The sequence below is a fragment of the Jannaschia sp. L-14R genome, assembly GCF_056857695.1.
Genome location: NZ_JBSXNP010000008.1, coordinates 145,173 through 157,374 on the forward strand (window position 1 = coordinate 145,173; position 12,202 = coordinate 157,374).

14 protein-coding genes are annotated in these 12,202 nt (G+C 61.8%); 11 read left to right on the top strand and 3 right to left on the bottom strand.

Going from position 1 to position 12,202, the window contains the following annotated elements:
• Nucleotides 1–9 precede the first annotated feature (9 nt).
• Genes AC13C2_RS03540 through AC13C2_RS03555 form a run of 4 tightly spaced genes read left to right on the top strand, consistent with a single transcriptional unit; the run spans nucleotide 10 to nucleotide 3,174 of the window.
• A complete protein-coding gene (locus AC13C2_RS03540; protein ID WP_092764757.1) occupies nucleotides 10–849 on the top strand; it encodes a carbohydrate ABC transporter permease in 840 nt (279 codons plus the stop codon).
• Complete coding sequence (locus tag AC13C2_RS03545; protein WP_139204728.1) at nucleotides 849–1,148, top strand: hypothetical protein; 300 nt, start codon at nucleotides 849–851, stop codon at nucleotides 1,146–1,148. Before AC13C2_RS03540 ends, AC13C2_RS03545 begins: the two co-directional genes overlap by 1 nt.
• Nucleotides 1,141–1,416: a DUF2160 domain-containing protein gene (locus AC13C2_RS03550; RefSeq protein WP_092764673.1), complete on the top strand. Its 276-nt coding sequence runs from the start codon at nucleotides 1,141–1,143 to the stop codon at nucleotides 1,414–1,416. The genes AC13C2_RS03545 and AC13C2_RS03550 overlap by 8 nt, the downstream gene beginning before the upstream one ends.
• A gap of 39 nt (nucleotides 1,417–1,455) precedes the next feature.
• On the top strand, nucleotides 1,456–3,174 hold the full coding sequence (locus AC13C2_RS03555; protein ID WP_339645032.1) for an ABC transporter substrate-binding protein: 1,719 nt from the start codon (nucleotides 1,456–1,458) through the stop codon (nucleotides 3,172–3,174).
• An 80-nt stretch (nucleotides 3,175–3,254) separates the two neighbouring features.
• On the opposite strand, the gene AC13C2_RS03560 is transcribed toward AC13C2_RS03555, so the two are convergent.
• The 3 genes from AC13C2_RS03560 to miaA all read right to left on the bottom strand — a co-directional run bounded on the left by AC13C2_RS03560 (nucleotide 3,255) and on the right by miaA (nucleotide 5,919).
• Nucleotides 3,255–4,079: a DUF1206 domain-containing protein gene (locus AC13C2_RS03560; protein WP_339645030.1), complete on the bottom strand. Its 825-nt coding sequence runs from the start codon at nucleotides 4,077–4,079 to the stop codon at nucleotides 3,255–3,257.
• Nucleotides 4,080–4,142: 63 nt separating this feature from the next.
• Nucleotides 4,143–4,985: a helix-turn-helix transcriptional regulator gene (locus tag AC13C2_RS03565; protein ID WP_482885957.1), complete on the bottom strand. Its 843-nt coding sequence runs from the start codon at nucleotides 4,983–4,985 to the stop codon at nucleotides 4,143–4,145.
• Nucleotides 4,986–5,037: 52 nt separating this feature from the next.
• Nucleotides 5,038–5,919: a tRNA (adenosine(37)-N6)-dimethylallyltransferase MiaA gene (miaA, locus tag AC13C2_RS03570; protein WP_482885958.1), complete on the bottom strand. Its 882-nt coding sequence runs from the start codon at nucleotides 5,917–5,919 to the stop codon at nucleotides 5,038–5,040.
• 106 nt (nucleotides 5,920–6,025) lie between these two features.
• Here miaA and pyrH point away from each other — a divergent pair, with 106 nt between their 5' ends.
• The 7 genes from pyrH to AC13C2_RS03605 all read left to right on the top strand — a co-directional run bounded on the left by pyrH (nucleotide 6,026) and on the right by AC13C2_RS03605 (nucleotide 12,059).
• A complete protein-coding gene (pyrH, locus tag AC13C2_RS03575) occupies nucleotides 6,026–6,766 on the top strand; it encodes a UMP kinase (RefSeq protein WP_092764684.1) in 741 nt (246 codons plus the stop codon).
• 137 nt (nucleotides 6,767–6,903) lie between these two features.
• Entirely contained in the window at nucleotides 6,904–7,461 is a 558-nt protein-coding gene (frr, locus tag AC13C2_RS03580) for a ribosome recycling factor (RefSeq protein ID WP_092764759.1), read from the top strand.
• Nucleotides 7,462–7,666: 205 nt separating this feature from the next.
• The gene (gene uppS, locus AC13C2_RS03585) at nucleotides 7,667–8,395 is read left to right on the top strand and encodes a polyprenyl diphosphate synthase (protein WP_092764686.1); all 729 of its coding nucleotides are present in this window, start codon (nucleotides 7,667–7,669) and stop codon (nucleotides 8,393–8,395) included.
• Complete coding sequence (locus tag AC13C2_RS03590; RefSeq protein WP_092764688.1) at nucleotides 8,392–9,255, top strand: phosphatidate cytidylyltransferase; 864 nt, start codon at nucleotides 8,392–8,394, stop codon at nucleotides 9,253–9,255. Before uppS ends, AC13C2_RS03590 begins: the two co-directional genes overlap by 4 nt.
• A complete protein-coding gene (dxr, locus tag AC13C2_RS03595; protein ID WP_482885959.1) occupies nucleotides 9,256–10,425 on the top strand; it encodes a 1-deoxy-D-xylulose-5-phosphate reductoisomerase in 1,170 nt (389 codons plus the stop codon).
• 16 nt (nucleotides 10,426–10,441) lie between these two features.
• Nucleotides 10,442–11,776: an RIP metalloprotease RseP gene (gene rseP / locus AC13C2_RS03600; RefSeq protein ID WP_482885960.1), complete on the top strand. Its 1,335-nt coding sequence runs from the start codon at nucleotides 10,442–10,444 to the stop codon at nucleotides 11,774–11,776.
• Nucleotides 11,777–11,933: 157 nt separating this feature from the next.
• On the top strand, nucleotides 11,934–12,059 hold the full coding sequence (locus tag AC13C2_RS03605) for a hypothetical protein (RefSeq protein ID WP_281243238.1): 126 nt from the start codon (nucleotides 11,934–11,936) through the stop codon (nucleotides 12,057–12,059).
• The last annotated feature ends 143 nt before the right edge of the window (nucleotides 12,060–12,202 follow it).

Genomic DNA, 12,202 nt, shown 5'->3' on the forward strand with positions numbered 1-12,202 from the left:
GCAAAGTCGATGACCATGACCGGATCGCGGACGCGCTCGCGCCGCTTCCGACCCTCCGGATCGCTTATCGTAATGGGACTTTACCTGTTGTTCCTGATGCTGCCGATTTATTGGCTGCTGAACATGAGCCTGAAGACAAACTCGGAAATTCTGGGCGCGTTCTCGCTCTGGCCGCGCAATTTCACCCTCGAGAATTACGAGACGATCCTGACCGACCCCAGTTGGTACATGGGCTACGTCAACTCGATCATCTACGTGGTGATGAACACGGTGCTCAGCCTCGCGGTGGCACTGCCTGCGGCCTATGCCTTCAGCCGTTACAGCTTCATGGGCGACAAGCACCTGTTCTTCTGGCTGCTGACCAACCGGATGGCACCGCCTGCGGTATTCGCGCTGCCGTTCTTCCAGCTCTATTCCTCCATCGGGTTATTCGACACCCATATCGCAGTGGCGCTAGCGCACACGCTGTTCAACGTGCCTTTGGCAGTCTGGATTCTGGAAGGGTTCATGCGCGGCGTCCCGAAAGAAATCGACGAGACGGCCTATATCGACGGCTATTCCTTCCCGACCTTCTTCGTGAAGATATTTACACCGCTGATCGCCTCGGGCATCGGCGTGGCCGCGTTCTTCTCGTTCATGTTTTCCTGGGTGGAGCTGCTGCTGTCGCGGACGCTGACGTCGGTCGATGCCAAGCCCATCGCCGCGACGATGACCCGCACGGTCGGCGCGTCGGGCGTCGACTGGGGCGTGCTGGCGGCGGCGGGTGTCCTGACCATCGTGCCGGGGGCGTTGGTGATCTATTTCGTGCGCAACTACATCGCCAAGGGCTTTGCCCTGGGGAGGGTATGATGGAACTCAGAGATTTCATCCAAACTTCGACCCAGGAAATTCTGGAAGGCGTTCGTGCTGCGGAGAACGAAGACTCTGCGGTCGCTCCAGCAAGTATCGAAGGAAAATCAATCTGGACCGAAAGGCCGATTTCATTCGAGGCAGATGTGACAACGGATGCATCTGCAAAGAGTGGCTTGCGAGTTATGCAGATTGCCGAGGCTGGTGGTGAAGTGGAGCGAACTAAGGCGAACCGCATTTCCTTTTCAGTGCCTGTGCACGTGAATGTTCGTAGTGGCAAGGAGGCTCCCCATGCTTGACTGGATGGCCTGGACCTGGCCCACCGCAACCTTCTTCATCATCATTGCGGGCATCCTGCTGACCTTCACGGTGCTCGCCATCAAATTCCCGGAGACGCCTCGCACCGGCATCCTCCGGATCGCAACGACACGTGGTGACAGATTGTTCATCACGCTTCTGGGTTCGGCCTTCATCAATCTGGCCTGGCTCGGTCTCAGCGGTCTGCCCCAATGGGGCGCGCTGGTCGTCTGTGCCGTCTATGCCGCAGCGGTCTTCCGCTGGGTCTGACGGCCCGTTTCCATCGTTCACACGTTCAGGGAGGAACACATGAACAAGACCCTTACAACAACCTCGGTACTGGCCCTGGCGCTGTTCGCAGCACCCGCCTTTGCCGACATGGAAGCCGCGCAGGCCTTCCTCGATGCGGAGATCGGCGATCTGTCGACACTGACCCGCGAAGAGCAGGAAGCCGAGATGCAATGGTTCATCGACGCGGCCGAGCCCTATCAGGGCATGGAGATCAACGTTGTCTCGGAAACCATCACCACGCACGAGTACGAGTCGCAGGTGCTGGCCAAGGCCTTCGAGGAAATCACCGGCATCAAGGTGAACCACGACCTGATCGGCGAAGGCGATGTCGTTGAGAAGCTGCAGACGCAAATGCAGTCGGGCGAGAACATCTATGACGCCTACGTCAATGACAGCGATCTGATCGGCACCCACTGGCGCTATCAACAGGTTCGCAATCTGACCGACTGGATGGCAGGCGAAGGTGCCGACGTGACGTCGCCGACGCTGGACGTCGACGATTTTATCGGTACCAGTTTCACGACCGGACCCGACGGCAAGCTCTATCAGCTTCCGACACAGCAGTTCGCGAACCTTTACTGGTTCCGGTACGACTGGTTCAACGACGAACAGAACAAGGCCGATTTCCAGGAGAAGTACGGCTATGAGCTGGGCGTTCCGGTAAACTGGGCCGCCTATGAAGACATCGCCGAGTTCTTCACCGGTCGTGATCTCAGCCGTCTGGGCGTCGAGGGCGAAGTCTTCGGCAACATGGATTATGGCAAGAAGGACCCGTCGCTTGGCTGGCGCTATACCGATGCATGGATGTCCATGGCCGGTGCCGGAGACGTCGGTGAACCCAACGGCCTGCCGGTCGATGAATGGGGTATTCGCGTCAACGAGAACAACCAGCCGACCGGCTCTTGCGTGGCGCGCGGTGGCGACACCAACGGCCCGGCTGCGGTCTATGCCGTAACCAAGGCGATCGAGTGGCTGAACAAGTACTCGCCGCCGACCGCCATGGGGATGACCTTCGGCGAGGCCGGTCCGATTCCGGCGCAGGGCAACATCGCCCAGCAGATGTTCTGGTACACCGCCTTTACCGCCGACACGGTAAAGCCCGGCCTGCCCGTGATGAACGAGGACGGCACGCCCAAGTGGCGCATGGCCCCCTCGCCGCACGGTGTTTACTGGCAGGAAGGACAGAAGATCGGCTATCAGGACGCCGGATCGTGGACGCTGATGAAATCCACCCCGGTGGATCGGGCGCAAGCCGCCTGGCTCTATGCCCAGTTCGTGACCTCCAAGACGGTGGATGTGAAGAAGTCCCATGTGGGCCTGACCTTCATCCGCGAGTCGACGATTCAGGACGAATCCTTCACCGAGCGGGCCGACAAGCTGGGCGGTCTGGTTGAATTCTACCGCTCGCCCGCGCGCGTGCAGTGGTCACCGACCGGAACCAATGTGCCTGACTATCCCAAGCTGGCGCAGCTGTGGTGGCAGAACATCGGCGACGCGATGTCCGGTGCGAAAACTCCACAGGAAGCACTCGACAGCCTTTGCGCCGATCAGGAACGCGTGCTGGAGCGTCTGGAGCGTGCCGGTGTCCAGGGTGAATTGGGTCCGGTCCTGAACGAAGAGCGGGATGCGGAGTACTGGTTCGCCCAGCCCGGCGCACCGCAGCCGAAGCTGGAGAACGAGGATGAAGAGCCTATCACCGTCAGCTACGACGAGCTGATTCAGTCGTGGAACCAGTAAACCACTGATCCGATGACACGGGCCGGGGCGTATTTTGCGCCCCGGCCTTTTTTACGGATGTCCTGTGGTCAGCGCACCCGTCAGCCCATCGCGCGGAGCTTTGCCGCCACGGTCTTCAGGTCGGGATCGGATGCCTTGGGGATAACGCGATAAGCGGCGTTGACGAAGCAATAGAAAGCAAACCCGATCAGAGCGATACAGATCGCAATCACCAGAAAATTACCGAATGACTGATTTTCAAGAAAATCGAATGCCCGTTCGACGCCGCCGCTTTCTTCGGCCTGTCCCGTCCAGGCGGCGAACACCAGGAATGCACCGATGATCACGATCAGCACACCCTGCGCGATAACGCCTGTCCGGACGGCCCAGTCCCAATTTTCGGTGAACGGATTTGCGGCCAGATGTTTCCGGTGGCTTGCCTTGACGCCTTTGCGGATTTCATAGACGCCTGCGCCAAAGGTCAGAAGGCCGCCAAGGCCGACGATCAGCCATCCACCCGGCCAGCCCAGGACTGCCGAGACGAAGCCCGGAATGCCGCCGCCGCTTCCCTCGATGCCGAGTGCAGCAAAGGCCGCCAATCCGGCCAGCGCTCCGTGAACCAACCCGGTCGTGGCCATTCCGATGCGCGACACGATGCCCTTGGCGTCAGTCCCGTAATCCTCCAGATCGTTCCATGCATCCACCAGCCGCCATATCATGTAAGCCGCCAAACCGAGCGCGATAAGCCAGAGCGTCAGAACCCCCCAGATCGAACCTGACAGCGCCTCCATGGTGGAACTGGTGCCCTTCGCGTCGCCGCCGCGCCAAATCGCGAAAAGCGAAAGGCCCGCAACCGCCAGATAAGTGATGCCGCGTCCAGCATAGCCCGTGCGCATGATCGGAATCGTCCAGCTTGAATCGGACATTCGAGGGGTCTCCTGAGGAGGGAATACGCGTAACAACGTCTGGCAACCCTATATCGGTTCCGATCAGATCGATGCGACCCGCCGCGCCTCGGCGCGAAAGGCCGATGGCGTCTGCCCGGTCTCGCGCCGGAAGGCCCGCGTGAAATAGGCAGGACTGCTGAATCCCAGGTCGGCCGCGATCATCGCCGCGGACGCGTCGGTGTCCGACAGGCGGCGGCGCGCTTCGTGCATCAGACGCGCCTGCATATAGGCCGCCGCTGTCATTCCCGCGGTCTCGCGAAGGGTGCGGGTCAGATGGGTCGCGGTGACGCCCAGTTCCGCGCCGATATTCTCCAGTGTGACGCAGCTGCCCAGATGCGCCTCGACCGCGCGGGCAAAGCGCGCCGCAAGCTGTGCGGGGCGGGGCGTCGGCGGAGCCTCGACCGTCCGCGCCTCGCGTTCGACCAGCGCCGACAAGAGGATCACCCGACCCAGTGCCGAACGCCCGGCGGGCGGATCTGCCAGGTCGCCATGCCGTCCCAAGCGGTCGATCAGGCCGGACAACTCGCCCTGCACCGCGACATCCGACAGTCGCAGATGACGCGGTGTGTCAGGAAGCGGAGCCTCGAACAGGGCGGGCATACGGATCAGCGTGCCTTCGGTCATCGTCCCCGGCACTAGCGCGAAAGGTGTCCCCGGCGGCAGGGCGATGGCGGTTGCCGGTCCGAACCCGCGGGTGCGTCCCAGAACGGTGATGCGACCCTGGCCTCGCTGAATCCAGATCAGAACGGGCAGGGGTTCGACATGGGGCAGGGTGCGCCGCCAGCGGCCATGCCGCTTGAGCGCAGTGACCATTTCCAGCGTCAGACCTGTCAGACGCTCGGCCTCGGACAGATCCCGCGATTCGAAGAGGCGGATGCGCGACATGAAACCTAGGGGACCACGGGCGGGACACGACTGTCAAAGAAACAAAATGTCGTCAGATGTCTTCTGCGTCCAGTAGCGTCCAGCCTGCCCGCCTTGCACGGAACCACGTGCGTTGTCGCTTGGCATAACGGCGGGTGGCAATGATTGCTTGTTCGCGGGCTGTCGCAAGGTCGATTTCGCCGCGCAGATACGAGATCAGCTCCGGCGCGCCAATGGCCTGCGCGGCATTCAGTCCGGGGTCCCAGTTCGGCAGAACCGCGCGCGCCTCGTCCAGCGCGCCGTCGTCCAGCATCAGATCGAAACGGCGTTCGATCCGGGGCGTCAGCCAGTCCTTCGGCGCGTCGATCATCAGCGGCACTGCCTTCGCCAGCGGCACCAAAGGCGGCGGCGTATCGGCCTGCCAGTCGCGGATCGACCGGCCAGTGTGCCGCGCCACTTCCCAGGCTCGCATGACACGCATCGGATTAGACAGGTCCAGATCAACGCGCACGTCGTCCGACAACTCCGCAGCCAGTGCGGTCAGACCGATGTCGACCAACCGGGCCTGCGCCTCGGTCCGGACGTCCGGGGGCGTAGGGGGAATGTCGGCCAGACCTTCAGTCAGGGCGCGAAAGTAAAGGCCGGTTCCGCCGACCACGATAGGACGCATCCCGCCGAGCAATGGCGTGACGTCGCGCAGCCAGTCGCCCACGGAATAGGCACGCATCCATTCGATGTGACCATACAGAGCGTGCGGGGCCAGCGTCTCCTCCTCGGGAGAAGGACGGGCCGTCAGGCTGCGCCAGTCGGCAAAAACCTGAAGCGCATCGGCATTCACGATGCGCCCGCCGCCCCGCCGCGCGATCGCCAGCGCCAGCGAAGACTTGCCAGATGCCGTCGGTCCAGCGATCAGGACCGGACGATCTTTGGGTATATCATCTATAAATTGCAGCATCTTGTGGCGCGTTCTTCATGTCATTCTGGATGTTGTCGGTTGCGGTTGCCCGTTCCCGGTTAATCCGGCATACCCGTCACCGCAACGGCCACGAGGGGAGCCCAGGATGCAGGACCAGGACACCGGGACCGCAGGCGCAAAGCCCCTCAAGCGTGTAATGCTCAAGATTTCCGGCGAGGCGCTGATGGGGCCGCAAGGCTTCGGTCTGCATCCCCCGACCGTCGAACGCATCGCCCGCGAAGTGCAATCTGTCCATGAAATGGGCGTCGAGATCTGCATGGTGATCGGCGGCGGCAATATATTCCGCGGCCTTCAGGGCAGTGCCCAGGGGATGGAGCGGACGACAGCCGATTACATGGGCATGCTGGCCACAGTGATGAATGCGCTGGCAATGCAGGGCGCGATGGAAAGCCTTGGTATCCATACTCGGGTCATTTCGGCCATTCCGATGGATCAGGTCTGCGAACCGTATATTCGCCGCCGCGCTGTGCGGCATCTGGAGAAAAAGCGGGTCGTGATCTTTGCCGCCGGAACAGGCAATCCGTATTTCACGACCGACACGGCGGCAACGCTGCGCGCGTCCGAGATGTCCTGCGGCGCCATCTTCAAGGGCACCAAGGTCGATGGTGTCTATGACAAGGATCCCGAAAAACACCCCGATGCCGTGCGATACGAGACGATCACCTATGACGAAGTGTTGCAGAAGCACCTGAAGGTCATGGATGCGTCGGCCATCGCCCTGGCGCGTGAAAACGGCCTTCCGATCATCGTCTTTTCGCTGGACGAGCCGGGTGGTTTCCGGGGAATTCTCGCGGGGAAAGGCACCTATACCCGTGTCGAGGGCTGAGGTCGCCGACAGCCTTCCACAATTATCCATATCTAACCAAGCATAAGCGCGGCAGGACCGGCCCGCCCTGCATCTATACAAGAACTCTCGCGGGCCGTATGAAAGCGGGCGACGACGAACCTGACGGAGAATTGGGAATGGCCGAAGAATTCGACCTCGACACTGCTGACATGACCCGTCGCATGGACGGCACGCTGGCCAACCTGCGCACCGAATTCGGTAGCCTGCGGACGGGCCGGGCCTCGGCTTCGATGCTGGAGCCGGTGATGGTCGATGCCTACGGCAGCCCGACGCCGATCAACCAGGTCGGCACCGTCAACGTCCCCGAGCCGCGCATGGTCACCGTGAACGTCTGGGACAAGGGGCTTGTCAGCAAGGTGGAAAAAGCCATCCGAGAGAGTGGCTTGGGCATCAATCCGCAGCTCAACGGCACAATCATTATGCTGCCGATTCCTGAATTGAACGAAGAGCGCCGCAAGGACTTGACCAAGGTCGCCGGCCAATATGCCGAAGGCGCGCGCGTCGCGATCCGGAACATCCGCCGCGACGGTATGGACAAGATCAAGAAGGCCGATGGGCTGGCCGAAGACGAAGCTAAAATGTGGGAGTCGGAGGTGCAGGATATGACCGACGCATACATTAAGAAGGTGGATCAGGCGCTGGACGACAAGCAAGCCGAGATCATGCAGGTTTGAATGCTGAACTGACCCACAGGGACAGCAAGCGATCCGATGGATCGTTTGAGCACATAAAGAGCGGAGCCCCGGATGATGCAGACAGACCGCGAGCCTGCGCATGACCCGTTGGCCTGGATGCCTTGCGGACATTGGCGAGACTTTGGGTCGCGGGAGCGGTCCGGTATTGCCAGTCCCGGCTGACGCCGGAACGAAGGATCAGACGATGAGTAAGGGCGTTTCCGCTTCCAGACCCGGTCCCCGGCACGTTGCCTTCATCATGGATGGTAATGGTCGCTGGGCGGAACAGCGGGGTCGGCCGCGTCTTCTGGGCCACCGGGCGGGCGCGCGCCGGGTTCGGGAAATCGTCGAGTCCTGTCCCGAACTGGGGGTTGAGTACGTCACGATCTTCGCTTTCTCGACCGAAAACTGGAAGCGGACTCAGGCCGAGGTGTCGGGCCTGATGACGTTGTTCCGTCGGTATATAGAAAGTGAAGCGCAGACCCTGTTGAAGCAAGGCACGCGGGTGCGGTTCATCGGCGACCGCCTGCGTCTGGACAAGAAGCTGCGCGGTCTGATGGACATGATCGAAGCGCTGACCGCGCATAACGTTCGCTGTCACCTGACCATTGCATTGAACTACGGTGGCCGGGACGAGGTGGCGCGCGCCACCAAGCGTCTGGCCCGTGACGTGGCCGATGGTAAACTGGACCCGGACGCAATCACCGACGAAACGCTGCCGCGCTATCTGGATACCCATGTCCTGCCCGACCCAGACCTGGTGATCCGCACCAGTGGCGAGGCGCGGATCTCGAATTTCCTGCTGTGGCAATCGGCTTATGCCGAGTACGAATTCGTCGATACGCTCTGGCCCGACTTCACCCGCGCGAAGTTCGAAGAGGTTCTGGACCGCTATGGCAGCCGAGATCGCCGCTTTGGAGGTGTCAAGGCATGACCGATCCTTCCGACCTCCCCGAAGACGAACCGCCGTTGTTCGATTTCACCCTCGACCCGCCGATCGAACCACAGGTGGCGGGACGGTTTCAGGATCTTGCGCCGCGCATGGGAACCGCGCTCTTTCTGCTGGTGATCGGCGGTGTTGCGATCTGGGGGGGCGGTTTTTGGTTCGTGACGGTGATATCCATCTGCGTCGCGGTAATGCTGTGGGAGTTGGCGACGATGCTACGCTGCGGGCGGAAACGCGCGCGGCTGATGGCGGTCGTGGGCGGCGTCGCGCTGTTCGTGGCCAACATCATGCCGGTCGGGTTCGGCCTGCCGCTTCTGATGCTGGTGCCGATGACGGCGATTGCGTTCATCCGCAACGACCGCCGGATCATGGTCGGGTTTTCCGCCGCCATCGTGCTGGCCGGTCTGGCGCTGACGCAGCATCTGGCGCAGTTCGGTCTGATCTGGATGATCTGGCTGATCGCCGTCGTCGTGATGTCCGATGTGGCGGGGTATTTCGCGGGCCGGATGCTGGGCGGGCCGAAGTTCTGGCCGCGCGTCAGCCCCAAGAAAACCTGGTCCGGCACCATCGCGGGCTGGATCGGCGCGGGACTGGTCGGCTGGGTCTGGGTCGTCTGGCAGAATGCGGGGTGGGAAACGATCGGCATTTCCATAGCGCTCGCCATGATGGCGCAGATGGGCGATATCGCGGAATCGGCGGTCAAGCGGAAGGCCAGCGTCAAGGACAGCTCCAATCTGCTGCCGGGCCATGGCGGGCTGTTCGACCGGTTCGATGCGATGCTGGGCGCGGCATTGATGCTTCTCGTGATTGAATCGCTGATGGAATTTCCGCCGGTTCCGGGGGTCTAGATGAAGCGCGTCTCCATCTTCGGCGCGACTGGTTCGGTCGGTCAAAGCACACTCGACCTGATTGGGCGTGGTGATTACGATGTCGTGGCATTGACCGGCGGACATAACGTCGCCTTGTTGGCCGCCGATGCGATCCGCCTGCGGGCGGATGTTGCTGTCACAGCTTACGACGATCAACTCTTCACATTGCGCGAGGCCTTGGCCGGCACCGGTATCGAGGCCGCCGCCGGGACTGCCGCGCTGGAGGAAGCGGCGGACCGCCCCGCCGATTGGATCATGTCGGCCATCGTCGGGGTGGCCGGTCTGACCCCCGGACTGCGCGCCCTGCGGCATGGCACGACGGTCGCGCTGGCCAACAAGGAAAGCCTTGTCTGTGCCGGGCCGCTTCTGATGGCCGAGGCGACGCGGCACGGCACGACGATCCTGCCGGTCGACAGCGAGCATTCCGCCGTGTTTCAGGCACTTGCGGGCGAAGACATCGCAGCGGTCGAGAAAGTTGTCATCACCGCATCGGGCGGCGGCTTGCGCGATATGCCGCTGGACAAATTGGCCGGGGCGACACCGGATCAGGCCGGTACGCACCCGAACTGGGACATGGGCCAGCGGATCACCATCGATTCCGCGTCGATGTTCAACAAGGCGATGGAATTGATCGAGACGAAGGAATTCTTCGGATTAAACCGTTCGCAGATCGAAACCATCATTCACCCGCAAAGTCTGATCCATGCGTTGGTGCAATTCGTCGACGGTGCAATGATGGCGCACCTTGGCGCGCCCGACATGCGTCATGCCATCGGTTATGCGCTCAATTGGCCCGACCGCGTGGCGCTGCCGGTGGCGCGGCTGAACCTTGCGGATATTGCCCGCCTCGATTTTCACGCGCCTGACGCGGCGCGCTATCCGGCACTGGCGCTGGCCGATTTCGTCATGGCAAGGGGCGGACTTGCAGGGGCCGCGTTCAACGCCGCAAAAGAACATGCATTGGACCTTTTCATCGACCGCCGCATCCGGTTTACCGACATGGCACCGCTGGTCGAACGGGCACTTGATCGGCTGGATGGGCAGGGAAGCCTTGAAGCTGCCATGCTTTCACTCGATATGGTGCAGGACACCGATCGACTGACGCGAGCCATCGTGCAGGAGCTTGCGCAGACCCTCCGCGCCGCCTGAGCAGGAAAGACCTTACATGTTTGCAGACCTCATCCCGCAGTTCGGCGGCCTGATCTGGACGATCCTCGCGTTTGTGCTGGCCTTGTCCATCATCGTCGCTATCCATGAATATGGCCATTACATCGTCGGACGCTGGTGCGGGATCAAGGCGGATGTTTTTTCCATTGGCTTCGGCCCGATCCTGTTTTCGCGGATGGACCGGCACGGCACACGCTGGCAGATGGCGGCGTTGCCGCTGGGAGGATACGTCAAGTTTCGCGGCGACGGCAATGCCGCGTCGGTCGGCGATGACGGCACTTTGGAGGAAATGACGCCCGAGGAACGCGCCCAGACCATGACCGGCGCATCACTCTGGCGCCGCGCGGCGACCGTCGCGGCGGGTCCTGTTTTCAATTTCATCCTGTCGATCCTGCTGTTCGCAGGGATGGTCATGTTCCTGGGGCGTCCGACCGAAATGCCCACCGTCGGCGAGACTGTTTTGCTTCCGCCCGAGATGATCCAACTGGAACCGGGCGATCAGATCCTGTCGATTGCTGGCAATCCGATCGAGACATTCGCAGATCTGAACAATGTGGTGCGCGATCTGCCGTCGGTCCCGTTGCTGCCCTATGAAGTGCTCCGCGACGGGTCCGTGATTGAGGTCGAGGCGACGCCACCGATGCCCGCGCGTGCCGATACGGTGCAGCCGCGATCTGCCGCCTGGGATATCGGGATGCGTCCTGGCGATGTCATCCTGACGGCTGAAGGTAACCCGCTTTACTCGTTCTCGGACCTGCAAGCGGTCGTCAAGGCGGCGGACGGGGGGACAGTCACGTTGACGGCCTGGCGCGACGGCGAAATCCTCGACTTCATTCTGCAACCGCGGATGCGCGACGTGCCACTGCCCGATGGCGGGTTCGAGCGTCGCGCCCTGATCGGCATCACCAGCTCTCTCGCGTTCGAGCCTGCGACCGTCAGGTCCGGTCCGATCGAGGCGATCAGTTTCGGCGGTCAGCAGGTCTGGTCGATCCTGGGTCGGTCGCTATCGTCGCTGGGCTATATCATCACCGGCAAGATCAGCACCTGCAACCTGTCGGGGCCGATCGGAATTGCCCAGACCAGTGCGGTCGCTGCCAGCCACGGCGCCGCGACCTTTATCGGTTTCATTGCGCTGTTGTCGGCGGCAGTGGGAATGCTGAACCTGTTCCCCATACCGGTGCTGGACGGCGGACATCTGGTGTTCCACGCTTATGAGGCGGTGCGCGGCAAGCCGCCGTCGGACAATGCGGTGCGGATCTTGATGATGATCGGAATCGCACTCATGGGGGCACTTATGGTGTTCGCATTGTTTAACGATCTGACCTGCGCATGATCGGCGGATAGCGGCGCGGGCGCGGGCAATCCTTCGCCCCGCCATCGGCTTGTTTACTGTTCGGCAACCGAAACGGTCCGAAATCGCCCGATGGTCGCCCCAATCCCGCCCCATTCCGGCGGCATCAAGAGGGACATGTTTTTATAGGGTTGTCCCCATGCGCCAAATGCAAAATGGATATCGTGGCCTCTCGGTCTTCATGGGCTTGAACATCGACCGCTTTCTGTCGGCTTTCGCCATTCTCGGTGCGGTTCTGCTGGCGGCGTGGGTCCAGTCGCTCTGATAGACGAACCATACGGCTGAGGGAGTTGCGCAGAAACCCTCTGCACACACATGAAACAATTCATGTAACCAAGGCCCCATCCGGGGCTTTGTCGCTTTGACATGCAATCCACCGTTCGGTAGTGACATTCCAAAGAATGTCGT